Annotated in this window: 22 protein-coding genes and 1 tRNA gene; 14 read left to right on the top strand and 9 right to left on the bottom strand. The window is 62.7% G+C overall.

Annotated elements, in window-relative coordinates:
• The first annotated feature begins 4 nt into the window (after window positions 1-4).
• Both O3300_RS23685 and O3300_RS23690 read left to right on the top strand, forming a co-directional pair.
• A complete protein-coding gene (locus O3300_RS23685) occupies window positions 5-1,354 on the top strand; it encodes a PepSY domain-containing protein (RefSeq protein ID WP_305054298.1) in 1,350 nt (449 codons plus the stop codon).
• A 56-nt stretch (window positions 1,355-1,410) separates the two neighbouring features.
• Window positions 1,411-1,803 carry a hypothetical protein gene (locus tag O3300_RS23690; protein WP_305054299.1) on the top strand — a complete coding sequence of 131 codons (393 nt, stop codon included), beginning with the start codon at window positions 1,411-1,413 and terminating at the stop codon, window positions 1,801-1,803.
• Window positions 1,804-1,806: 3 nt separating this feature from the next.
• Here O3300_RS23690 and O3300_RS23695 read toward each other — a convergent pair whose 3' ends face one another.
• Entirely contained in the window at window positions 1,807-2,721 is a 915-nt protein-coding gene (locus O3300_RS23695; protein ID WP_305054300.1) for a LysR family transcriptional regulator, read from the bottom strand.
• A 102-nt stretch (window positions 2,722-2,823) separates the two neighbouring features.
• On the opposite strand from O3300_RS23695, the gene O3300_RS23700 reads away from it, so the two are divergent.
• The 4 genes from O3300_RS23700 to O3300_RS23715 all read left to right on the top strand — a co-directional run bounded on the left by O3300_RS23700 (window position 2,824) and on the right by O3300_RS23715 (window position 6,726).
• The gene (locus O3300_RS23700; protein WP_305054301.1) at window positions 2,824-3,933 is read left to right on the top strand and encodes a muconate/chloromuconate family cycloisomerase; all 1,110 of its coding nucleotides are present in this window, start codon (window positions 2,824-2,826) and stop codon (window positions 3,931-3,933) included.
• Window positions 3,934-4,086: 153 nt separating this feature from the next.
• Window positions 4,087-4,377, top strand: coding sequence for a muconolactone Delta-isomerase (gene catC, locus O3300_RS23705; RefSeq protein ID WP_251349767.1), 291 nt, complete (start codon window positions 4,087-4,089; stop codon window positions 4,375-4,377).
• 51 nt (window positions 4,378-4,428) lie between these two features.
• On the top strand, window positions 4,429-5,217 hold the full coding sequence (pcaD, locus tag O3300_RS23710; RefSeq protein WP_369812320.1) for a 3-oxoadipate enol-lactonase: 789 nt from the start codon (window positions 4,429-4,431) through the stop codon (window positions 5,215-5,217).
• 105 nt (window positions 5,218-5,322) lie between these two features.
• Window positions 5,323-6,726: a sodium:solute symporter family protein gene (locus tag O3300_RS23715; RefSeq protein WP_251349768.1), complete on the top strand. Its 1,404-nt coding sequence runs from the start codon at window positions 5,323-5,325 to the stop codon at window positions 6,724-6,726.
• A 1-nt stretch (window position 6,727) separates the two neighbouring features.
• Here the strand turns inward: O3300_RS23715 and O3300_RS23720 are convergent, their stop codons facing one another.
• From O3300_RS23720 to O3300_RS23730, 3 genes are all read right to left on the bottom strand, one after another.
• Entirely contained in the window at window positions 6,728-8,122 is a 1,395-nt protein-coding gene (locus O3300_RS23720) for a GntP family permease (RefSeq protein ID WP_305054302.1), read from the bottom strand.
• A gap of 128 nt (window positions 8,123-8,250) precedes the next feature.
• Window positions 8,251-8,327: transfer RNA gene (locus tag O3300_RS23725), tRNA-Pro, on the bottom strand.
• Between the two features lie 54 nt (window positions 8,328-8,381).
• Complete coding sequence (locus O3300_RS23730; protein ID WP_305054303.1) at window positions 8,382-10,475, bottom strand: AsmA family protein; 2,094 nt, start codon at window positions 10,473-10,475, stop codon at window positions 8,382-8,384.
• Between the two features lie 132 nt (window positions 10,476-10,607).
• Here O3300_RS23730 and O3300_RS23735 point away from each other — a divergent pair, with 132 nt between their 5' ends.
• From O3300_RS23735 to arsH, 3 genes are read left to right on the top strand one after another with little or no spacing between them, the layout of a single operon-like run.
• Window positions 10,608-10,979: a helix-turn-helix transcriptional regulator gene (locus O3300_RS23735; protein WP_289899829.1), complete on the top strand. Its 372-nt coding sequence runs from the start codon at window positions 10,608-10,610 to the stop codon at window positions 10,977-10,979.
• Window positions 10,976-11,398: an arsenate reductase (glutaredoxin) gene (gene arsC / locus O3300_RS23740; RefSeq protein ID WP_289899830.1), complete on the top strand. Its 423-nt coding sequence runs from the start codon at window positions 10,976-10,978 to the stop codon at window positions 11,396-11,398. Before O3300_RS23735 ends, arsC begins: the two co-directional genes overlap by 4 nt.
• Window position 11,399: 1 nt before the next feature.
• Window positions 11,400-12,137 carry an arsenical resistance protein ArsH gene (arsH, locus tag O3300_RS23745; RefSeq protein ID WP_289918027.1) on the top strand — a complete coding sequence of 246 codons (738 nt, stop codon included), beginning with the start codon at window positions 11,400-11,402 and terminating at the stop codon, window positions 12,135-12,137.
• A gap of 66 nt (window positions 12,138-12,203) precedes the next feature.
• Here arsH and ispB read toward each other — a convergent pair whose 3' ends face one another.
• On the bottom strand, window positions 12,204-13,193 hold the full coding sequence (gene ispB, locus O3300_RS23750) for an octaprenyl diphosphate synthase (protein WP_099395339.1): 990 nt from the start codon (window positions 13,191-13,193) through the stop codon (window positions 12,204-12,206).
• 304 nt (window positions 13,194-13,497) lie between these two features.
• Here ispB and rplU point away from each other — a divergent pair, with 304 nt between their 5' ends.
• The 5 genes from rplU to proB all read left to right on the top strand — a co-directional run bounded on the left by rplU (window position 13,498) and on the right by proB (window position 16,914).
• Window positions 13,498-13,809 (top strand): 50S ribosomal protein L21, encoded by a 312-nt coding sequence (rplU, locus tag O3300_RS23755; protein WP_034754730.1) that lies wholly within the window; start codon window positions 13,498-13,500, stop codon window positions 13,807-13,809.
• A 40-nt stretch (window positions 13,810-13,849) separates the two neighbouring features.
• A complete protein-coding gene (gene rpmA, locus O3300_RS23760; protein ID WP_070219281.1) occupies window positions 13,850-14,122 on the top strand; it encodes a 50S ribosomal protein L27 in 273 nt (90 codons plus the stop codon).
• 113 nt (window positions 14,123-14,235) lie between these two features.
• A complete protein-coding gene (obgE, locus tag O3300_RS23765; protein WP_077400162.1) occupies window positions 14,236-15,345 on the top strand; it encodes a GTPase ObgE in 1,110 nt (369 codons plus the stop codon).
• A gap of 12 nt (window positions 15,346-15,357) precedes the next feature.
• Complete coding sequence (locus O3300_RS23770; protein WP_035825091.1) at window positions 15,358-15,768, top strand: hypothetical protein; 411 nt, start codon at window positions 15,358-15,360, stop codon at window positions 15,766-15,768.
• Between the two features lie 27 nt (window positions 15,769-15,795).
• Window positions 15,796-16,914 carry a glutamate 5-kinase gene (gene proB / locus O3300_RS23775; RefSeq protein WP_305054304.1) on the top strand — a complete coding sequence of 373 codons (1,119 nt, stop codon included), beginning with the start codon at window positions 15,796-15,798 and terminating at the stop codon, window positions 16,912-16,914.
• A 177-nt stretch (window positions 16,915-17,091) separates the two neighbouring features.
• On the opposite strand, the gene O3300_RS23780 is transcribed toward proB, so the two are convergent.
• Genes O3300_RS23780 through O3300_RS23795 form a run of 4 tightly spaced genes read right to left on the bottom strand, consistent with a single transcriptional unit; the run spans window position 17,092 to window position 23,779 of the window.
• On the bottom strand, window positions 17,092-18,186 hold the full coding sequence (locus O3300_RS23780; protein ID WP_305054305.1) for an MBOAT family O-acyltransferase: 1,095 nt from the start codon (window positions 18,184-18,186) through the stop codon (window positions 17,092-17,094).
• Between the two features lie 34 nt (window positions 18,187-18,220).
• Complete coding sequence (locus O3300_RS23785) at window positions 18,221-19,111, bottom strand: hypothetical protein (protein WP_305054306.1); 891 nt, start codon at window positions 19,109-19,111, stop codon at window positions 18,221-18,223.
• A gap of 1 nt (window position 19,112) precedes the next feature.
• Window positions 19,113-20,906 carry an AMP-binding protein gene (locus O3300_RS23790; protein ID WP_305054307.1) on the bottom strand — a complete coding sequence of 598 codons (1,794 nt, stop codon included), beginning with the start codon at window positions 20,904-20,906 and terminating at the stop codon, window positions 19,113-19,115.
• A gap of 14 nt (window positions 20,907-20,920) precedes the next feature.
• A complete protein-coding gene (locus O3300_RS23795; protein ID WP_305054308.1) occupies window positions 20,921-23,779 on the bottom strand; it encodes a class I adenylate-forming enzyme family protein in 2,859 nt (952 codons plus the stop codon).
• Window positions 23,780-23,782 lie beyond the last annotated feature (3 nt).

Raw genomic sequence — 23,782 nt, forward strand, 5'->3', positions numbered from 1 at the left:
GGCCATGGACGACGCAACTTTTCTCATCGCACGGCGCAAAAGCCTGTATTGGCGCATCCACTTCTGGGCCGCGCTGATCGCTTCACCGTTTGCCCTGGTGGCCACCCTGACGGGCATTTTGTACGTATTCACGCCGCAGATCGAGGCAAGGCTGTACCAGCACCTCGACCATGTGGCGCCGCAGGGTGCCATGCTGCCGCTGGATGCCGCCGTGGCGGCGGCCGAACGGGCGGCGCCGCGTGGCTGGGCGGTGCAGCATGTGGTGCCGCCGTTTCAGCAGGATGACGCGGTGCAGGTGGCGTTCGCGCCGCCCGGCGGCGCGCAGGATGAACATGCGGGCCATGGCGGACATGCCGCGCCGGCCACGCCCGCCAGGCCGAAGTTCGGCCTGCCCGCGCAAGCCGTCGTCGTGTATGTGAACCCCTATGATGCGCGTGTGCTGGGCCGCCTGGCCAGCAGTGAACGCATCGGCAACTGGGCGAAAAAGCTGCATTCGCGTCTGCTGCAAAACGATGGCTGGCGCTGGGTGATCGAGCTGGCGGCCAGCTGGCTGATGGTGATGCTGGTGACGGGTGTGGTCCTGTGGTGGCCGCGCGGCGCGCAATCGGGCTTGCCGAAGCGGGGTGCGCGCGGGCGCAATGGCTGGCGCCAGTGGCATGCTTTTCTCGGCGTGGCGCTCGGCATCGTCAGTGTCGTCATCCTGACGACGGGGCTGACGTGGAGCCAGCAGGCGGGCGGGCGCATCCGCGCGCTGCGCGACGTCAGCGGCCAGGCGCCGCCGCCCGTGCCACGCGGCCTGCACTCAACGGAGGAGGGCGCCCCGCTCGACTGGCAGGATGCGTGGCAGGTGGCGCGCAGCCATGCGCCCGCCATCGCCGTGCAATTGACGGCGCCCGTCAGCCAGGACGATGTGTGGCGCGCCACCATGGCCGACCGCAGTCAGCCTACCTTGCGCTTCGACCTGCAATTCGACGCCTACAGCGGCAAGCCTTTGTACTATGCGGGGTGGGAGGCGCAGACGGCGTTCGGCAAGGCGACGGCCATCGGCATCCCGTTTCATCGCGGCGAATTCGGCTGGTGGAACCAGGCCTTGCTGCTGCTGTTCGGCGCCAGCGTGCTGTTCTCGCTCGTGTCGGGCTGGGTGATGTTTTTCAAGCGGCGCTTGCCGGGCTCGCTGGGTTTACCCAAGCTGCTGCCCGGCGCCTGGACCTCGCTTTCCACGCTGGCCTGGATGACGGCGGCGGGCATGTGTGCGCTGATGCCGCTGCTGCTCATCTCCGGCGGCCTGCTGATGCTGCTGGAGCTGGGCCTGGCAAAATGTGGGCCGCGTGTCGGCCGGATGTGGCTGCGCTAGAATAAGGGGCGCGGCCAGGCTCGTTGCCATGGGCCGCCCCTTGCATAGGCTGAACCATGGTATTCATCGATTTCCCCGCCTTGTCCGCACTGGCCGCCGCGTCGGCCGCGGTTACCCAGAAATGCAGCTGCTGCGCCGTTCCGTTGGACGCCTGGCAGCGCCTGCCCACCTCGCTGGAGCTGGACCGGTTTGAAGAAATCGGCACCCTGCGCGAAGATCCGTACGAAGAACCGACGTTTGACGAGTATCACCCGCACGGCACGCGCTACGACAGCGTCGATGCGCCCATCGCGCCGCGCTACTATCCCGCTAATCTGAGCCAGGTGGCCCGCTGCCTCAATTGCGGCCGCCACTACCTGCGCTACAACGAGGCGGGCGGCTATTTCACGGAACTGCGCATCCGCGCGCTGCGTTCGGCATTGCTGGCCGACGCGCCGCTGTCTGCCTGAGGGCTACAGGCTTTCCTTGACGTGCGCGATGCCGTGTTCATCGTAGATCGAGTACACGGCGGCGAGGAGGTTGTCCAGCTCGGGCGAGCGGTCCATGTGCCGCATGCTGAATAAAATGGGCGAGAACGCGTGCTTGTCGTCCAGCTTGCGGTACACGACGTTCCGGTGATGCATGGCCTGCACGCTTTCTGGCACGATGGAAATGCCCTGGCCGGCCGCGACCAGTCCCATGGAAATCTGCAGTTCGCGCACTTCCGTGACGGGGCCGGGCGTGACATTGCCTTCGCTGAACATGGCCAGCACCTGGTCGGCAAAGCTGGGGCGCGGCGCTTTCGGGTACACGAGCAGGGTTTCGTGCACCAGGTCCGTCAGGCGCAATCCGCCTTCCCCCTTGGCCAGCCGGTGGCCGGGTGGCAGGGCCACCACCAGGCGCTCCTCGCGCAGCAGGATGCGGCGGATGCTGGGGTCTTCGCTTTTCAGGCGCCCGAAACCCACGTCGATGCGGCCTTCCTTCAGGGCCTTGATTTGCTCCACCGTCGTCATTTCATGCAGGGTCACGTCGACCTCGGGATGGCGCTCGCAATAGCGGTGCACGACGTCGGGCAATTCCCCATACAGGGTCGAGGCGACGAAGCCGATCGACAGCGTGCGTTCCAGCTTGCCGATGCGCTGGGTCATCGCCTTCAGGTCGCGCACCTGGTCGAGCAGCGGGCGCGCGTGGGCGAGAAAAAACTCGCCCGCTTCCGTCAGCCGCAAGGGTCGCGAGCCTTTCTCGATCAGCGCCACGCCCAGGGTTTCTTCCAGCTGCTGCATCTGCCGGCTCAGTGGCGGCTGCGCGATATGCAGGCGCGCAGCGGCCCGCGTGAAGTTCCTTTCCTCTGCCACCGCCACGAAGTAGCGCAAGTGCCGTAATTCCATCTTCATACCTTTCAGGTATAGGTTTGATACCAACTCGGTGTTGGACGTGGAGACATTCGGGGAATATCGTGTCTCCACTCCACAGAATTATACGGAATAAATATGATTCAAAATATCGAGACCTACTTGGTCGATGTGCCAACCATCCGTCCGCACAAGCTGTCCGTCGCCACCATGAATACGCAAACCCTGGTGCTGGTACGGCTGCGCTGCGCCGACGGCATCACGGGCTGGGGCGAGGCGACCACCATCGGCGGCTTGAGCTACGGCGGCGAAAGCCCGGAAAGCATCAAGACGAATATCGATACCTACATCGCGCCGCTGCTGGTCGGCATGGAAGCGAGCGAAGTGGCCAAGGCGATGGCCAGGGTGCGCAAGGTCATCCAGGGCAACCGCTTCGCCAAGTGCGCGATCGAGACGGCCCTGCTGGACGCGCAGGCGCGCCGCCTGAATGTGCCGCTGTCGGAATTGCTGGGCGGCCGCGTGCGCGATGCGCTGCCCGTGGCCTGGGTGCTGGCCAGCGGCGATACCGCGCGCGATATCGCCGAAGGGGAAAAAATGCTGGAATTGCGCCGCCACCGCATCTTCAAGCTGAAGATCGGCTTGCGCGACGTGATGGACGACGTGGCCCACGTGCTGGAAATCAAGCGGGCGCTGGGCGAACGGGCCAGCGTGCGCGTCGACGTCAACCAGGCCTGGAGCGAGACGGACGCCGTGCGCGGCATCGCCGCGCTGGAAGCGGGCGGCATCGACTTGATCGAGCAGCCCGTCAAGGCGGGCAACCGCGCCGCGCTGGCGCGCCTGACGCAGCGCTTCGACGTGGCCATCATGGCCGACGAAGCCTTGCACGGTCCCGCCGACGCGCTGGCGCTGGCCCAGGCCGATGCGGCTGACGTGTACGCGGTGAAGATCACGCAGTCGGGCGGCTTGCTGCCGGCGCTGGAAGTGGCCACCGTGGCACGCCTGGCCGGCGTCGGCCTGTACGGCGGCACTATGCTCGAAGGCGGCGTCGGCACGGCCGCGACGGCCCACGTCTGCTCGACCTTTGCCGAACTGGCCTGGGGCACGGAGCTGTTCGGGCCACTGCTGCTGACGCAGGAAGTCTTGCGCGAACCGCTCGTGTACCGCGACTTCATGCTGCAGGTGCCGACGGGGCCGGGCCTGGGCGTCGAGATCGATATGGACAAACTGCGCGCCATGCAGCGCGCCTGAAGACGCCTATCAAAACCTACTGCGCGTCGTGATTTACGGTCTGCGATGCTCACTGTACCTTCGTACAGCTGCGCTTCTCGACCGCAACTCTCTTCCGCTCGCTACGGTTTTGTTAGGCGTTGTAAGTGCCTATAAAAATCTTAAGGAGACACCATGTTATTCCATGTACGCATGAATGTGAACCTGCCATTGAGCATGCCCGCCGAGCAGGCGGCGCAACTGAAACAGACGGAAAAGGAACTGGCGCAGCGCTTGCAGCACGAGGGCAAGTGGCGCCACCTGTGGCGCATCGCCGGGCAGTACGCCAACATCAGCGTCTTCGACGTGGACAGCGTGGACGAGCTGCACAACTTGCTCACTTCGCTGCCCTTGTTTCCCTACATGCAGATCGACGTGATGCCGCTGTGCCGTCACCCGTCGTCGGTGCGCGACGGCGATGCCTGACCCGCGGAGCAAAGGATACATGCGATGAAACAGAGGGATACCGGAATTGTCGTGACCACCTGGAACGGGGAAGATACGCTGCTGCATTACCGCACCGACGGCGAGCGGAGCAAACCGTGCTTGGTATTGTCGAATTCCCTGGGCACGGACCTGTCCATGTGGGATGTCCAGGCGGCGGATCTGGCCAGCGACTTCTATGTCGTGCGCTACGATACGCGCGGCCATGGCCGCTCGGCCAGCGGCGGCGCGCCGTTCGGCATCGAGCGCCTGGGCCTGGACGTGGTGGCGCTGCTCGACCACCTGGATATCGCCCGTGCCGCGTTCTGCGGCATTTCCATGGGCGGCTTGACGGGCCAGTGGCTGGGCATTCACCAGCCGCAGCGCTTGACGAAGCTCGTGCTGGCGAATACGGCGGCGCGCATCGGCACGGCCGACGCCTGGCTGACGCGCGCGGCGCAGGTGCGCCGCGACGGCATGGCCACGGTGGCCGATGGCGCCGCCGCGCGCTGGTTTACGTCAGCCTTCATCGCGCGTGAAGCGGCCACGGTGGCGCGCATGATCGCCACCTTGCGCGGGCAGGATGCCGAAGGCTACGCGGCCTGCTGCGCAGCGCTGGCACAGGCGGACTTGCGCGCGCAGGTGGCCACGATTGCGGTGCCGACCCTGGTCATCGCCGGCGAGCACGATCCCGTCACCACGGTGGACGATGCGCGCTGGCTGCAGCGGCAGGTGGCAGGTGCACAGCTGGCCCAGGTGCCCGCGTCGCATTTGTCGAATGTCGAGGCGGCGCCAGCCTTCACGGCGCAGCTGCACGCCTTTGTATCGTCGCCGGCAGGGTAAGATTTCGCTTTGCCCCTGAGCACCGCCACCGGCAAAGACCGGCACGCGGCAGGGGAAGCTTTTTTGAAAAAATAATAAGAAAAAAAGCAAACTTGGAGTAGACAGATGGAAAACAGATTGATCATCATCGCGGCGGTCACGGTGGGCTATTTCGCCCTCATGTCGTACATTACGTATAGCGTGCGCAAGCATGCCAACAGCGCCGAGGGCATGACGGCGGGCGGACGCAACTATCCCGCTTACCTGATCGGCGCGCTGCTATTGTCGGAATTCATCGGTAGTTCCGTCAGCATCGGTACGGCCCAGAAGGGCTATGAACTGGGCATTTCCGCCGCCTGGAACCTGGTGGCGCTGTCGCTGGGATTTTTGCTGCTGGCCATCGTGCTGGTGAAAAAATACAAGGAAAGCGGGCAATCGACGATTTCCGGCATCCTGGCGCAGACGTACGGCGAACCCGTGCGCTATGCGGCATCCATCCTTACCATCGTCGCGCTGAGCATCGTTGCCGTGGCCCTGTATGCGAGCGGTGGCGCCGTGCTGGCGGCCGTGCTGCACATCAACAAGACGGTGGCCATCCTGCTGGTGGGTGCCATCACCGTGATCTATGTCAGTCTGGGCGGCATGCGCTCGGTGGTGTACACCAATTTCGCCCACTCCATCGTCAAGTACCTGGGCGTGATCCTGGCGCTGGCGTATGCGCTGGAAGCAACCGGCGGCATCGGCGCGCTGCAGGCGCAGCTGCCGGCCAAGATGTTCAACTGGGTCGAGATCGGCTGGGGCCAGATCATCGCGTGGATGATCGGCGGCATCGGTTCCATCTTCGCCACGCAATACGTGATCCAGGCCCTCGTCAGCACGGATAACCCGGCCGTGGCCAAGCGCGCCTGCTATTACGTGTCTTCGTTGATGATTCCGTTCGGCCTGATGGCCGCGCTGATCGGCATGTGCAGCGCCGTGTTGTATCCGGGCATGAAGTCGATCGACGCCTTCCCGACCCTGATCGCCCACATGCCGGCGTTTTCCGCCAGCATCATGATCGTCGGCCTGGCCGGCGCCCTGTTCGGCGGCATTTCCGCCACCACCCTGGCATCGGCCACCCTGGCCATGAAGGATTTTTATGATCCCTGGTACAACAAGGCGAAGAACGACGCGAAATCGCTGATGTTCCTGCGCATCGCCATCGTCGTGGCCGGCTTGCTGCCGCTGGTGCTGGCGCTGTATGCGGAAAAGCTGCTGATGATCGCCTTCCTCGGCAAGGCCCTGCGCGCCACCCTGGCCGTGCTGGTGCTGATGGCTTTCTATGCGCCGAAATTCGGCACGCCGCGCGGCGCCTTTGTCGGCGTGATCGTCTCCGTGATCGCCACCATCGGCTGGTTTCTGGCAGGCAATCCCTACGGCGTCGACAGTTCCTACCTGGCGCTGGCCGGTCCGCTGCTGACCATGGGTATCAGCCATCTGTTCAAGCCGGCGCAAGCCGTGGCGAAGCCGGCATCGTCGTCACGGCTCTAGGTCAGACCAGCCCCGTCAGGTAATACAGGGCAATGACGAGGAACACGGCCACCGTCTTGATGACGGTGATGCCGAAAATGTCGCGGTAGGACTGGCGGTGCGTGAGGCCCGTGACGGCCAGCAGGGTGATCACGGCGCCATTGTGCGGCAAGGTATCCATGCCGCCGCTGGCCATGGCCACCACGCGGTGCATGACTTCCAGCGGAATATGCGCCTGCTGAGCGGCCTGGATGAAACTGTCCGACATGGCGGCCAGCGCGATGCTCATCCCGCCCGAGGCCGAACCCGTAATGCCGGCCAGGGTCGTCACAGACACGGCCGCGTTGACGAGCGGATCGGGTACGCTGCGCAAGGTGTTGCTGACGGCAAGAAAGCCGGGCAGGGCGGCGATGACGCCGCCAAAGCCATATTCGGAGGCCGTATTCATGGCCGCCAGCAAGGCGCCGCCCACGGCCGCCTTGGTGCCTTCCGCAAAGGCGGCGCGGATGCGCCCGAAAGCCGTTGCGCACACGAGCAAAATTCCCAGCAACAAGGCGCCTTCCACGGCCCAGATACCTGTCACGGACGCGATCGACGTGGTCACGGGCGCATGCAGCCCTGGCAACGCCTCGGCGGTGAGCGAGTAGCTGGCACCGTACCAGTGGGGAATCAGCCGGGTCAGCGCAAAGTTGGCCACCCCCACCAGCACCAGGGGCGCTACCGACAGTAGCGGATGGGGCAGGTCGCCCACGTCGGCCTTGGCCTTTTCGGCCTCGGCCCCATAGCCTTCGCCCGTCGCCATGACGGAACGGCGGCGCCATTCGAGGAAAGCCAGCCCCATGATCACCGTCAGCACGGCGCCGATGGTGCCCAGCCACGGCGCGGCCCAGCCCGTCGTATTGAAAAAGGTGGTGGGGATGATGTTCTGGATCTGCGGCGTGCCGGGCAAGGTATCCATGGTGAACGAGAACGCGCCCAGGGCGATGGCGCCCGGCATCAGCCGCTTGGGGATATTGCTCTGGCGATACAGCTCGGCCGCAAACGGATACACGGCGAACACCACCACGAACAGCGACACGCCGCCGTACGTCAGGGCCGCGCACACGGCAACGATCACGGCATTCGCGCGCGAGCTGCCGATATAGCGAATGGCCGCCACGACGATGGACTGGGAAAAACCGGACAGCTCGATGAGTTTGCCGAACACGGCGCCGAGCAAAAAGACGGGGAAATACAGCTTGATAAAGCCCACCATCTTTTCCATGAAGATACCGCTGAAGACAGCCGGCACGGCGGACGGATCGGTGAGCAGCACGGCACCCAGCGCGGCGACGGGCGCAAACAGGATTACGCTGTAGCCGCGGTAGGCGGCCAGCATCAGGAAGGCCAGTGCGGCCAGAACTATCAGGAAAGACATCGGTCAGGCCCTTGCGCGGAAAGTGATCAGGATACTAATGATGTAATTAGTATCATACTTCTCGGCAAGACACCAACGCGCAGGTCAAGGTGCAAGCAGTTGATGCAGGCGCAGTAAGGAGAAAGGGCTGGTCGGGGTGAGAGGATTCGAACCTCCGGCCTCTGCGTCCCGAACGCAGCGCTCTACCAGGCTGAGCCACACCCCGCTTTCCTTCATTACAGCAGATGGCGGGGTGGCTTTCAAGCGGTTGCATCAAGGTCTATTTCTTTTCCTGCTGGGCCTTCCTGATGTCCGCTTCGCTCACTTTCTTGGCTGGCGCGTTCGTCGCCGGCGAGGCGGGGGCCTTGCGGGTGGCGTTTGCTTGCGCCATGACGGCGGCGCAGTCCGTGTCGGGGGCCTTGTCGACGTTGACGAGTGGCAGCAGGGCGGCCAGCGGCGTGACGACGGTGGCCAGGGCCACGGCGGCGCCCGCTTTCAGGGCCAGCGGGCCTTTTTGCGGGCCCACGTCCGGGTTCTTGAACGTGCCTTTCGCGTACAGCGGCGTGCGCAGGGTGATGATGCGGGCGCCCTTGGTGCGTGGGCGCACGTCGAGGTCCAGGGTTTCTCTTGCCAGGTTGACGTTGCCCGTGACATTCACGACGGCCGTGTCCGTATCGAGCACGAAGCGGCGCACGTCGGCCTGGCCATTCGTGACGGCGAAGTCGCTGGCCATGCAATTGAGGTGCACTTGCTTGTCGCCAAAGATTTTGACGAAGACGGCGTTGGCCAGGTTCAGGCCGGCCAGTTCCAGCATGAATTGGCTGACGGAGCCTTCGCTGACGGTGGTCGCCAGTTCGCCATTCGCGCTGGCCAGCATGGCCGAGACGGAGTTGCCGTGGCCCGTCAGCGCCGCGTCGCCATACACTTCGCCGAAACTCGCTTGCATCGATTGCAGCTTGGGAAACAGTTCGCGAATTTTGAGGTGACGCGCCGCCACCTTGGCTTGCGCGGCGATGGTCTTTTGACGGCCGTCGAGCGTGATATTCGAGGTGATGTCGCCACCGGCCATGCCGAAGTTGAGCGGCGTCAAACTCAACACCTTGTCTTTCATGTGGATATGGGCGACGATATCGTTGAACGGAATGTCATGCGTGCGCACCAGTTTCTTGCCCGTGAATTTCACGTCGGCATCGAGCGCATTCCATTTGGCCGTGTTGAACTGTTCCACGGGCAAGGCTTTGTTGTCCGGCTGCACGGGTGCCTTGCCGCGCGCCTGTTTCTGCGCATTGCTGTCGGCGCCGATGGTGGGACCCAGGTCTTCCAGGCGCAATTGCTGCGACGTCACTTCGCCGCGCAGCAGGGGACGCGGCTGGCGCGGCAAGTATTGCAGGGTGCCGGCCAGGTCGCTCTGGCCCACCGTGCCCTTGAAGTCTTGATAGGTCCAGTTCCAGGTGGCGCCGTCTTTCTTGCCCAGCAAGCGTCCCTTGGTGGTGTAGTCCGGCGTTTCCGGCAGCAGCACGCCCGTCAGCGGATACAGGTCGGCCATGCTGGCGCCGGCGAGGCTCAGCTGCAAATCGATGCCGGACAAGGAGCGCGGGTCCGTCAGGGTGCCGTCGATGCTGGCCTTGTTCTTGCCCAGCACGGCATGTGCCTGCACGGGATAGACGGTGTTGTCATCGGTCAAGGACAGCACGGCGCCCGCCTTGCCGCCGCCCGTCACGGGCGCCTTGCGGTAGCTGCCGCCCAGGGTGAATTCGATGCCGTATTTCTGCACGGGCGCGTTGCCTGGCGCATCGCCCGGCGTGGCGTCGGGGGCCGTCGAGCTGACCTTGGCGCGCACGTCCAGCGCGATGCCTTCGTCCAGATAGCGGATGGTGCCGTTGCCGAAGGCCATGCGCTGGATTTCCACGTCCCATGCCGACGGGCCATTGTCCTTCAAGGTCCAGCTGTTGCTGCCGTCGGCGCGCCGTTGCAGGGCAATGTTTGGCGCCTCGAGCGCCAGGTCCGTCAGCACCAGCTTATGTTGCAACAGGGGCAGTGGATGGATGGCCACGTCGATGCGTTGCGCGCTGGCCAGTTGCGGGCCGGCCGTGGCCCAGTCCGGGTTGCTCATGCGCACGTCCTGCGCGCTGATGATGGGCCGCGGCACGTAGCGGCGCCAGCCGGGCTCCGTTTTCAGCCCTTGTTTCCATTTCACCTGCAAATCGCCGCCGATGACGAAGGTGCGGCCCGTGCTTTCCGACACCTTCTCGTTGATGTAGGGGCGCGCGCGGTTCCAGTCGAAGGTCAGTACAAAGATGACCACGACGGCGACCAGGGCCAGCAGGGCGGCCAGGCTCCAGCCGAGGATTTTCAGGGGTGTCGAGCGTGTCATGGGATGCCGATCGCAGTGATTTTTCATCAAGGTAGACCGATAGGCCATGACAGTCGGTGCGCTAGGTTACGTAAGATAGGTAGCCAAGGCGTGTGGCTTGAAAAGATTCAATAATTCGACTATTATTGAAATATGGAAAATACACAGCAAATAGCGAGCGGAGCGACACCGCTGACGAGTACTTCCGCCATCGTGGCCCTGGCCGCGCTGGCACAGGAATCGCGGCTGGCCGTGTTCCGCCTGCTGGTGCAAGCGGGGCCGCAAGGCATGGCGGCGACGAAAATCGCCGAAGCGCTGGCCATCGCGCCCTCGTCGCTGTCGTTTCACTTGAAAGAATTGGCGCACGCCAATTTGGTAACGGCAAGCAAGGCGGGCCGTTCCATCATCTATGCGGCCAACTATGCGGGCATGAACGGCTTGCTGGCCTTTTTGACCGAGAACTGCTGCGCTGGCGCGCCTTGCTGCGTCAGCGAACCACATTTACTGAAGGACATCACGACATGACGATCACGATTTATCACAACACGGCGTGCGGCACCTCGCGCAATACCCTGGCCCTGATCCGCAACACGGGCGTCGAACCCGTCATCATCGATTACGTCAAGCATCCGCCTTCGCGCGAGGAATTGGTCGACCTGATCGCCCGCGCCGGCCTGACCGTACGCGCCGTCATGCGCGACAAGGGCGCCCTGTACGACGAGCTGGGCCTGGCCAATCCGGATTTGCCCGATGCGGCCTTGCTCGACGCTATGCAAGCCCATCCTATCTTGATCAACCGCCCCATCGTCGTCACGGAACTGGGCGTGCGCCTGTGCCGGCCTTCGGAAAAAGTGCTGGAAATCCTGCCGCTGCCGCAGCAGGGCGCGTTTGCCAAGGAAGACGGCCAGGCCGTGGTGGGCGCCGACGGCAAGCCGGTGGCCTGAGATGGCAGACCTTGCCAACGAGTTGCCGAACATCAGCGCCGCGCACCTGGACGTGCCGGACCTGGACAAGCTGGCGCCGGCCAGCGTGTCCACCCACGCGCCGCGCATCTTGCTGCTGTACGGTTCCTTGCGCGAACGCTCGTACAGCAAGCTGCTGACCCTGGAGGCGGAACGCATCCTGCGCCACTTCGGCGCCGACACGCGCGTGTTCGACCCGCACGGCTTGCCCATGGTCGACAGCGTGTCGCCCGAGCATCCGAAAGTGCAAGAGTTGCGCGCGCTGTCGCTGTGGTCGGAAGGGCAGGTATGGTGCAGCCCCGAGCGGCACGGCGCCGTCACGGGTGTCTTTAAGTCGCAGATCGACTGGCTGCCGTTGGAAACGGGCAGCGTACGGCCCACGCAGGGGCGAACCCTTGCTGTGATGCAAGTGTCCGGTGGTTCGCAATCGTTCAACGCCGTCAACGGCTTGCGTGTGCTGGGACGCTGGATGCGCATGGTCACCATTCCGAACCAGTCTTCCGTTGCCAAGGCATACCAGGAATTCGACGATGACGGCCGCATGAAGCCGTCGCCGTACTACGAGCGCCTGGTCGACGTGATGGAGGAACTGTACAAATTCACCCTGCTGGTGCGTGACCGCCGCGATTACCTGGGCAGCCGCTACAGCGAGCGGCTGGAAGCGGCGCCGGCCATCGTGCAGGAATTGGCGGGCGCGGCAATGGAGCACGAGCGCACCTAGCTTTTCGACAGTGCATAAAAAACGGCGCCATCGGCGCCGTTGTCTTTGCTGTAGCGCAAATCGCGATCAGTGATTGCGGTCCACGGCAAACGAGCACAGTTGCAGCATAGATTGCTTGTAGACGCTGTCCGGCCAGCCGGCGATGGCATCGGCGGCGCGCTGGCCGGCGATTTCCGCCTGCTTGCGCGTGTAGTCGAGGGCGCCGCTGCTGGTGATGGCCGTCAGGACGGCGTCGAAATGCTGTTCGTCGCCTTGCTCGATGCAGCTGCGCACCAGTTCGCGTTGCTCTGGCGTACCGTTTTCCATCAGCCAGATCAGCGGCATGGTCGGTTTGCCTTCGCGCAAGTCGTCGCCCACGTTCTTGCCGATTTCGGCAGCGTCGCCTGCATAGTCGAGCACGTCGTCGATCAGCTGGAAAGCCGTGCCCAGCGAGCGGCCGTATTCGGCAGCCGCTTCGATATCGTCTTCGCTGGCGCCGGCGATCAGGGCGCCCAGTTGCGCCGACGCTTCGAACAGCTTGGCCGTCTTCGAGCGGATGACGTTCAGGTAGCTGTCTTGCGTCACGTCCGGATCGTGCATGTTCAGCAACTGCAGCACTTCGCCTTCGGCGATCACGTTGGTGGCGTCGGACAGGATTTGCATGACGCGCATATTATTCAGCGAGACCATCAGCTGGAACGAGCGCGAGTGCAGGAAATCGCCCACCAGCACCGAGGCGGCATTGCCGAACAGGGCGTTGGCCGTCTGGCGTCCGCGGCGCATCGACGATTCGTCGACGACGTCGTCGTGCAGCAGGGTGGCGGTATGGATGAATTCGACCACGGCGGCCAGTTCATGGTGCGCCGTGCCGCGATAGGCGTGGGCATTGGCCACCAGCAAGATCAGCACGGGACGGATGCGTTTGCCGCCTGCGCTGATGATGTATTCAGCGATCTGGTTGATCAGAATCACATCGGAGTGCAACTTTTGGCGGATCACCGTATTGACTGCGTCCATATCGGCGGCAATCGTTTGCACGATGGTGTTTTGGTTAACGTGTTTGTTAGCGTCAGACAAGGCGAACCTGCATTAGATTGTGGGTGCCGCGATTATACGACAAGGCTTGCGCGTGCGTGACGTTTGCCTATGACTGTAGAGCAATTGATTGATCTGCTTGGCACTGGCGCGCGTTTTGCTGTCCGCCTGGCGCAAGCCTGACATGATGGTCAGGTTGTCGACATACCACGATCGTCAAGCTTTGTGAATACTTTTTGACGCAATTTCTCAGTCCGTGTATAATCGCTGATTCCCCCTGTTGTGCACGGCTTGCTTTTCATGGCAGTGGGACAAATTCTTTCAACATTTGATGAGGTTTCAAATCATGTACGCGGTCATAAAAACCGGTGGCAAACAATACAAAGTTGTCGCTGGCGAAAAACTTAAAGTAGAACAGATACCGGCAGACATTGGTTCCGAAATCACCATCGATCAAGTGCTCGCAGTAGGCGCGGGCGACAGCATCAAGTTTGGTGCTCCGTTGGTCGAAGGTGCAACGGTACTGGTTACGGTTGTGGCGCATGGTCGCCATGATAAGGTCAAAATTTTCAAGATGCGTCGTCGTAAGCACTACCAAAAGCATCAAGGCCATCGCCAGAATTTTACCGAAATCCAAATCGTTTCGATCAACGGCTAATCGCCGCTGTTTGAATTAATCAGCTATCAAGGAGTCTTAAATGGCACATAAAAAAGGCGGCGGCACAACGCGAAACGGCCGTGATTCAGAATCAAAACGTCTGGGCGTTAAAGTCTACGGCGGCCAAGCTATCAATGCTGGCGGCATCATCATTCGTCAACGCGGCACCCCAGTGCGCGCCGGCGAAGGCGTAGGCATGGGCAAGGACCACACGTTGTTCGCGCTGATCGCGGGCAAAGTGAAGTTCGTTGTCAAAGGTGCTGGCTCGAAGCAATTCGTGACCGTTGTACCAAACGAAGCAGTACCAGCGTAATTCATCGCGGAGCGCCAGTTCGCTCCGCCATGATCGCATGATGTAAGGCGCAAGCCTTCAATCGAAAGGCTCTGCCCAAGGTAGAGCCTTTTTAGTTTTATGGCGGCAAAATTATGAAGTTTATCGACGAAGCAAAAATCGAAGTCATCGCGGGCGATGGCGGCAACGGCTGCGCATCTTTCTGCCGTGAAAAATTCCGGCCTTTCGGCGGTCCCGATGGCGGCGATGGCGGCAAGGGCGGGTCCATCTGGGCTGTCGCCGACCGCAATATCAACACGCTCGTCGATTTCCGTTTCTCCAAAATGCACAAGGCTCGCAATGGCGAGCCTGGCCGTGGCGCAGATTGCTATGGCAAGGGCGCGGATGACATCCACCTGCGCATGCCTGTGGGCACCTTGATCATCGACAACGCGAGCGGCGAAATCCTGGCCGATTTGACCGAACACGGCCAGATCGAATTGCTGGCCAAGGGCGGCGAAGGCGGCTGGGGCAATATCCACTTCAAGTCCTCGACCAACCGCGCGCCACGCCAAAAAGGCGAGGGCAAGGAAGGCGAACGCCGCGAACTGCGCCTGGAACTGAAAGTTCTGGCCGACGTGGGCCTGCTGGGCATGCCGAACGCCGGCAAGTCGACCTTCATTTCGGCCGTCTCGAACGCGCGCCCGAAAATTGCCGATTATCCATTTACCACCCTGCACCCGAACCTGGGCGTGGTGCGCGTGTCGCACGAGAAGAGCTTTGTGATCGCCGATATTCCCGGCTTGATCGAAGGCGCTTCCGAAGGCGCGGGCCTGGGCCATCAATTCCTGCGTCACTTGCAGCGTACGGGTCTGCTGTTGCACATCGTCGACCTGGCGCCGTTCGAAACCAACGTCGATCCTGTCAAGGAAGCCAAGGCGCTGGTGAAGGAATTGAAGAAGTACGACGAGTCGCTGGTCGACAAGCCGCGCTGGCTGGTGTTGAACAAGCTCGACATGGTGCCGGAAGAAGAGCGCAAGAAGATCGTCAAGGACTTCCTCAAGCGTTTCGCCTGGAAAGGTCCCGTCTTCGAGATTTCCGCGCTGAACCATCAAGGTTGCCCGGAACTGGTGAATGCGATTTACCAGCATCTGGAAGCGAAGAAACACAGCGAAAGCCGTGCCGAAGAAACGCAGATGACCGAAGAAGCACGCGGTATCTCGTCGATCGACCCGGATGATCCGCGTTTCAAGATCCTCGACTAAGGCTTTACCCTGATGTCGGTACAGACGGCCGCTGCCGCGCCAGCGCGCAAGCAAGCGTGGCAGCGCCGTGTATTGCATCTGATCGCGTATGCTTACGGGCTGAGCGCGGTCGCCTGCCTGTTGTTCGCCGATGAAATGGCGGCCGGCATGGGCATCTTCCTCAATGGCGTCAATGGCTACAGCCAGTTCTACGCCACGCATGTCGGTGTCTGGGGCGCTACCGCGCTCCTGGCACTGTTCGCGGCACGGCAGGGCGAACCGCCTGTGCTCGGCGATATCACAGCAATGTTGGTCCTGGCGCAGCCCGCCGGCCGTCTGTTCGCGGCCATCAGCTTCGGCTTGCCCCAGGGTTTTGTGTTGTTCATGTGCGCAATGGAGCTGACGGCGGGGCTGGCCTTGCTGCTGCTGCGTCCTGCGCGCTGACGTCTATTAAGTGAAGAGCGCCGCCCCATGGATTCCGTGATTCAAAAAGCTACCCGTATCATCATCAAAGTCGGCTCTTCGCTGGTCACCAACGATGGCCGCGGGCTCGACCATGCCGCCATCGCGCGCTGGGCTGCGCAGATTTCCGGCTTGCGCGCCCTGGGCAAGGAAGTGGTGCTCGTCAGTTCCGGCGCCATCGCCGAAGGCATGCTGCGCCTCGGTTTCGAGCAGCGCCCCACCGATATCCACGAATTGCAGGCCTGCGCCGCCGTCGGCCAGATGGGCCTGGCGCAAATCTATGAAAGCAGCTTCCGTGCCCACAGCCTCGGCACGGCGCAAGTGCTGCTCACGCACGCCGACCTGGCCGACCGCGAACGCTACCTGAATGCCCGCTCCACCCTGACGACCCTGCTGCGCCTGGGCGTGGTGCCGATCATCAATGAAAACGACACCGTCGTCACCGATGAAATCAAGTTCGGCGACAACGATACCCTGGGCGCCCTGGTCGCCAACCTGATCGAAGCCGATGCGCTCGTCATCCTGACGGACCAGCACGGCCTGTTCTCGGCCGACCCGCGCAAGGACCCGACCGCCTACCTGATCACGCAAGGCATCGCCGGCGATCCGGCCCTGGAAGCGATGGCCGGCGGCGCCGGCAGCAGCCTGGGCCGTGGCGGCATGCTGACGAAAATCCTCGCTGCCAAGCGCGCCGCCAAGTCCGGCGCCCACACCATCATCGCCTGGGGCCGCGACAGCGACGTGCTCAGCCGCCTCGCCCAGGGCGAAGCGATCGGCACGGAGTTGCGAGCACAAACGGGGCAATTGACGGCGCGTAAGCAGTGGATGGCCGATCATCTGCACACGGCCGGCGCCGTCGTGCTGGACGCGGGCGCCGTGCAAAAGCTGCGCCAGGAAGGCAAGTCCCTGCTGCCGATCGGCGTGACGGGCGTGAACGGCGAGTTCGGCCGCGGCGCCGTGATCACCTGCGTCGACGTCGATGGCGTGCCCGTGGCGCGCGGCCTGTCCAACTACACGAGCGGCGAAGCGCGCCGCATCATGCGCAAGCCGTCCACCGAAATCGAAGCCATTCTCGGTTACATGGAAGGCCATGAGCTGATCCACCGCGACAATATGGTGTTGCTGTAAGCGATAACGGGGCCGATGCCTGCATCGGTCCCGGCCTACAGTTGCCCGTAACGAAATCCCATTCCCAGCGCCAGAGGCCATTTCAGCCACAGCAGCAGCAGCAGTCCCCCATACCATAGCGTGAAGAGCCCGTGCACGAGCGGCGCTGGCAGGTAGCGCAAGAGAAATTGGTACACCTTAACTCCCAGGTAACAGTGGTGCGAACAGCACCGTCAGGCAAGACCAGGCCGTTTGCAGGTCCGGCGTCGACGTCAGCGCGAAGCTCAGTATGACAAATTGCAAGGTCAAAAACCAGCTGAAGACACGCCACAGGGCATAGCGGCGCAACTGCTCCGCCCATGGCATGTGCTTGCCCCACAGATGGACGATGGCCAGGCCGGCACCGTGAAACAGACCCCAGGCGAGGTAGCGCGGCGACAGTTCATGCCACAAGCCCAGCACGATCATGCTGCCCAGGCTGGCAAACAGGTATTGTCGCGTGCGCGTCAGGATGGGCCGGAAAACGAAATCACGGCACCATTCCGACACCGTGATGTGCCAGCGGCGCCAGAAATCGGGCAGATTACGGGCAGCAAAGGGGAAATGGAAGTTTTCCGGTACGCGCATGCCCAGCAGCGCGGCGAAGCCGATGGCAATATCACAATAGCCCGAGAATTGCCAGTACAGGTTCAAGCCATAACCGAGCAAGGGCAGATAGGCATCGAGCCAGGCGTAACCGGTCGACAGGTTCAGGTTGTTGAGCTTGAAAGTGAGTATGTATCCCGCCAACAAAACCACTTTGCAATAACCGTACAGCATGCGCTGCAATGCTTGCGAGGCGAGTTGGCTGTCCCAGCGCGCGCGCAGTAGTTCCATGCGGAAGGCATCGTAACGCTGGATCGGGCCGACGGCCAGGGTGGGCGGGAAGAGCAGATAGCCCAGGGTCGTGCCGGCGCGGCCATCGCGCGCGATGCCGCCGCCATGCTCGGCGATCAGGTGCCAGGCTTTCAGCGAGACGAAGGCGTAGCCCAGGTAGGCGGCCATGCCATGGCCGGCTTTCGCGTACTGGTAAGCCAGAAAGGCGAGCAAGACACCCGTCAGGCCCAGCGTCTGCATCAGGGCTGGGCGCCGCCATCGGGGGCCGCAGATGAAGGCCAGCCATGCCAGCAATGCACCCCAGGCCGCCATGCTGGCCCAGCCATCATGCCATAGCAGCGCGCCGCCTGTGGCCACCAGCAGCCAGGGGCGCCAGGCCACTGGCAAACGCCAGTAAAGCACGACCAGAACAAGCATGCACAGCATGCCAAAAATTGTCAGCCACACCATGTCAACCCCTGTCCCGCAACTGCCGTAACTGGGTTTGCCACCAGGGAGCGAACTGACGCGCGCCTTGCGTGTTCAGATGGCTGGCGTCGCAATAAAGGTTTTGTTCGGTGAGTGCGGGCGAGGCTAGATAGATGATGTTTTGGCTCGCAGGCAGCAATGCTTGCAAGCGCCGCTGCCAGTCTGTCTTTTGTTGCGCCGTCTGTTGTTCAATCAGCAATGATCGCCTCACATCGAGCAGTATTACCCGCACGCCCCGTTGCGCCAGCGTGGCAATGTTGTTGATCAGTGCAGCATCGAAGGTGCCCTGTCGATACAGATTTTGTAGTTCGGCAGCATGCTGCCGTATTTGTGACGCGCTTAATTTCTTCAGCTCCGGGCCGCAGGTAAATGCAAGTTCCTGATCATTGCGCTCCCAGTATCGCGGTGGCGAGGCAAGTTTGCCAGCGGTGAGCAATGAAGCAGCTTGCTTGCCCCAGTGCCAGACATCTTCGCGTAGTTGATCCATTGTCGCGTTGCCATCATCTGGCAAGAACAGGTTCTGTTCGAGGACCAGCACCTCCGGTGGGCGGCTGCCAAGGGTGGCGAGGCTCGATTGCAAATAGCCGATACCTGCGCCGCCTTTCGTCATCCGCATCCAGGCGATGTCCGGCAGCTCGGCACGCTGCACATTGGCTGTTTGCGGGGTGGCGGCATGGAGCAGGGACGAACCCAGCGCCAGCACGCGCCATTTCCCTTCTGGCCTGGGCGCGTCGAGAAACGTTTTCGTCTGGCCTGCAATCGTATTGTCGTAGCGTGGGCCGGGCACATGACGCAGCAGTATGCATAGTCCGACCACGCCAGCTGCCAGCGCCGCACTGTATGGCCAGATGCGCAGAGGAAGTGCGTTCGCCATCTCAGCGCGTCAGCCGCTTGATCAGTTGCACGGTGGCGTCCATGGTTTCCATATGCACCACATCCGATGGACTCAGACGCACCTTGAACAGCGTTTCCAGGCCGATCACGAAGTTGATATGTGCCAGCGAATCCCAGCCTGGCGTATTGGCGGGGCCTGAATCCCCCTTCAGCGCACTTGCCGGTAAATTGAACAGGTCCGCGGCCAGCGCAAAAATGTCTGCCTGCTGATTGCCCTGGGCGCTTGCTTCCTTGGGCGCAAGCGATAGCGCGTGCTGCAACTGTGCCGTGATGACCTTGCCTGACGGCGTGCGCGGCAATTGGCCGGTAAAACTAATGCGTTTCGGCAATTCGTGTGCACCCAGATGTTGGGCGCAATGCAGCAGCAGTTGCTGGTTGTCCGCCTCCATGCCAGGGCGCAATACTACGCAGGCGACGGGGATTTCGCCCCACGTCGGGTCAGGCAAGGCGACGGTCGCCGCTTCCAGTACGGCCGGGTGTTGCATCAGTACGCCATTGATGGCTTCCGGCGACAGATTGTAGCCGCCGCAAATGATCACGTCCTTGATGCGCCCCGTGATCCAGTACACGCCATCGCTGTCGCGCCGTGCCAGGTCACCCGTATGCAGCCAGCCATTGCGCAGGACGGCAGCGGTCGCTTGCGGATTGTCCAGGTAGCCCTGCATCAGGTTGGCACCTTGCAGGCACAGTTCTCCGGCCTCGTCGCAGCCGGCCTCGCTGCCATCGTCCCGCAAGATTTTTGCCAGCATGTCGCGCGGCATGCCCACGCTGCCGATCTTGTGGCTGGCCGCGTCCGGTCCCGCATATAGTCCGCAGGTTCCCGTTTCGCTCAAGCCGTAGGTATTGATGAGCTTTACATTGAAACATTGGCTGAAGCTGGTCCAGGTAGCCGCGCTCAAGGGGGCGCTGCAGGAAACGGCGAAGCGGAAATGGCCATTCTCGAAGTTTTCCGCCAGGTGGGCGCCATATTGCTGCATCAGGGCCAATGCCGTGGGCGCGGCGATCAGGTGCGTGACTTGTTCGCGGTAGATCGCAATCAGGATGCTCTCGATGGCGACAATGCTGAATGGCGCAGGACGCACCAGGGTACAGCCGCGTTGATAAGCCAGCAGCACGCCTTGCACCAGGCCATCGGCATGCGATAGCGGCATCAGGTTCAGCAGGCGTGATGCGGGCGTCAGCGCGTAATGTTCGCCGATCGTCCGCAAATGCGCGAGCAGGGCGGGCCAGTGCATTTCCACGCCTTTCGGACGGGCCGTACTGCCGGAGGTGAACACGACATAGGCAGGCCCCTCCTGTCTTGCCGGCGGCAACGGTGCCGGTGCGGGAGCGGACAGCAGGCCAGGCCAGTTGTCCAGGTCGGCTGGCGCCCGCCGCCCCAGCAGCTTGTTCAGCAGCAAACCCTTGGCCTGGACAGTGCCGACGCGTATCTGCTGCGCCGGCAGAGGGACACCCTCGGCGCGCCACAGGTCGATGGCGTCCGCATCGGCAATGACGCCATCGATATGCGTATGCTGCAGTAAATCCCTGACTTGCCGCACCGAGGTTCCCGGATCGAGCAGCAGGGGAATCGCGCCGGCCCGCATGCAGCCGAGCAACAAGGGCGCATAGGCCAGATCGTCGCGCACCATCAGCAGCACGCGTTTATTGTGCAGTTCGCTGCTGATCAGCCGGGCAGCCACTTGCAGGATTTGTTCCTCCAGATGGCTATGCGACAAAGACTTGGGGCCGATCAGGAATGGCGTATTCGCAGGTGTGGGACGAGTCTGAAACATGGTGAGCGTATCTGTTATGGTGTGATTGAATGGGCCAGTGCGCGGCGGTCGAGTTTTCCTGCGGCCGTGTACGGTAACGCTGCCTGGATGCGCAGGTCACGGGGGAATGCCTCGATTTGCGCGTGCTGGCGGCAATAGGCGACAAAAGCGGGTAATTCGAAGCCGCCGTCGACCACCAGCATGCCGATCAGTCCCCGTGGTCCTGCGGTGATGGCGGCTTCCCTGACGTGTGGATAGCTGCACATCGCCCGTTCCAGCGGGGCAGGGTGGACGATGTCGCCATATTCGTTCTTGAGCTGGTCGTCGTGCCGGCCCAGCAAGGTAATGTTGCCGAGGCCATCGTGGCTGGCGATATCGCCAGTGAAGATCCAGCCATCGCGGGCGATGGACGCCGTTTGCGCCGGATCGCGCCAGTATTCCAGCATGAGCTGGTTGCTGTGCACGCGCAATTCCCCTGTTTGTCCTTTCCCGAGCGGCATGCCCCTGTCATCGCAGATTTGCACGATGGCGCCGACGGCGCGGCCGCAAGCTTGCGTGGCACCGGGCGCGTGCTGGAACAGCATGCACAGCCCCCCCGTTTCAGTCAGTCCGTAATAATCGATGATGGCGAGCCGCATGCGCTCGCTCAAGGCCGTGTGCAGCGACGTTTGCAGGGGCGCGCCCGTGGAAATGATTTGCCGCAAGCTGGCCGGGTGCAGGGTCAGGTGGGCCGGCAGCAACTGCAGCATGGCTAGCCAGGCGGGACCTGTCGCCAGGACGGTCACGCCATGGCGCTGGGCCGCTTGCAAGGTCTTGCCGACATTGCCCCGTTCGCTTTCATCGGCCAGATACACGCTGGCACCGGCAAACAGGGCGGCGACCATGGGGTTGCGCAAGCCGCTCATGGTGTGGCAGTCGCCCAGCGACAGCAGGATGTCGCCATCATGCCAGCCAAATTCCGTCGCCGCCAGCTGGCCGCTCTGCATGAGGGCGCGCTGGCTGTGGACGACGCCCTTGGGGATGCCAGTACTGCCAGAAGTAAACAGGATCACGGCAGGATCGTCGGGGTGGACGGCCTGTCCGGGCAGCTCCGGCGTCGGCGGCAGCTCCATCCAGCCTTCCAGCAAGGCTGATAATTCAGGCAATGCGCAATCTGGCGGCAAGACCGCCGCCGCTTCCTGGCCGATATCGTCGAGCAGCAGCGCCGGGCAGCTTGCCAAAGCGGCGGCGCTGTGACGGGGATGATCCAGTACCAGCAGGGCGGGAGCAATGCGTTCCAGCAAGGGTTGCAGCAAGGCGGGCGTGTCCGTCAATTCCTTGCGCAAGGGAACCACGACAGCGCCGATGCGCCAGCAGGCCCAGCTGAGCAGTACCGCTTCAGGGTGGTGGGCACACAGCATGGCGACGCGGTCACCTGCCCGCACGCCCATCGCCAGCAAGCCCCGTTGCAACGCGGGCACGAGTAGCTCGACTTCGGCCCAGCCAAAGGCGCTGTCGTCCATGCCGCACAGCAGGAGCGGGCGCTGCTGGTACAGCGTGGGCAGTAATTGCCACAGATACTCAAAGGTTTCTTCCTGTGGCAGCGGACGCACGATCTGGCTGGCATAGTACGATTGCAAGCGTGCCATGGCGCTGCTGATGGGGGCCATCTGCAGCAGTTCCATATCGACCATGTTTCTGGCTTGCTGGCAAACGTATTCCACTGGCAGGCGCAGGCGCTGCGCCACTTGCTCCAGGGTACGTAGCTGGCCCAGCTGGAACAGGATCTGCAATTCTTCAGCGCTCAGTTGTCGTGGTCCGAGGCGCGCCAGGCGTTCCGCATAACAAGGATGGCGCACCAGCAAATCTTGCATCAAGCCACCCAGCGCATCGGTATCGGGCACACACCAGCCGTTCAAGCTGTCGAGCCGCAGCAAGGCATTGACGACGGCGCGCGATGAGGGCAATGCCAGGTCGAGATCGGCCTGGCGCAGGGGCGCCCCTTCCCATGCGGGAGGCACCAGCGCCACGACGCCGTTGTAGTGTGCAGTGTCCGGTTCGCCATGCAACTGTCCGATGGCGTCGAACAGGGTTACCTCCGACATCACCAGCGTCTTGCGTTCGCCGCGTGCTTGCGCAGCATCAAAGCGCTGCTGGTAGCAACGGCCGTGAATAATGTTGCCGCCGCGCTCGAAGTACGGCGTGGGCTGGCTATTGGCCATGTGTACATGCGGGAAGATGATCGGCGCATCGCTGCGGGCGATGCGCAGCATGTCGCCGGCGAAGGTCAGTGGCGCATAGCGATGCAGTGAATCAAGGCCATGAATCAGCGCGAACGTGCCGTCGCGAAAAGGCATGGGACTACCCGGCGGCAAGAAAATAATGTCATGGTTGGGCGCGCGCTGTCCAGCGGGCAACCAGTGCGCATATCCCATGTAGCCGAGCACATCGAAGTTGCCTTCCCATACAGAAATGACATGTTGCTGGGGAAACGCCGCAGCCAGCATTTCGCCACTCCAGCCCGTTCGGCCCCAGGTGTCGAGAATGAGGTCGCCAGGTTGCAAATGCTCCCTGATCAGGCCCAGCAAGGCATAAAAGGCGCGGGTGGATTCATTGAAGGGTTGAAAGGCGGCGTAGCGGTCGGGAATGCGGCGCACATGGCGGCGGTGCATGAAGGACAGATAGTCGGCGCTGGGCGTCAGCTGGGCACGCAGTGCCGGCAGCATGTGGGCATCGCCGCCTTGCCGTGCTTCCGTAAAGAGCACAAAGCCTTGCACGACGGGAACGGTAATCGCGCACGCCGGACAGCTCAATATCGCTTCCAGCAACGGTGCCGACGCCCCGGCTGGCGTGTTGCTTTGCAGGGGCTGTCGGCAGGCGGGGCAAACCAGGGTATCTAGTGTCGTTTGCAACATGGT

The sequence above is a fragment of the Janthinobacterium sp. SUN206 genome, from assembly GCF_030587305.1.
Lineage (GTDB): Bacteria > Pseudomonadota > Gammaproteobacteria > Burkholderiales > Burkholderiaceae_D > Janthinobacterium > Janthinobacterium kumbetense.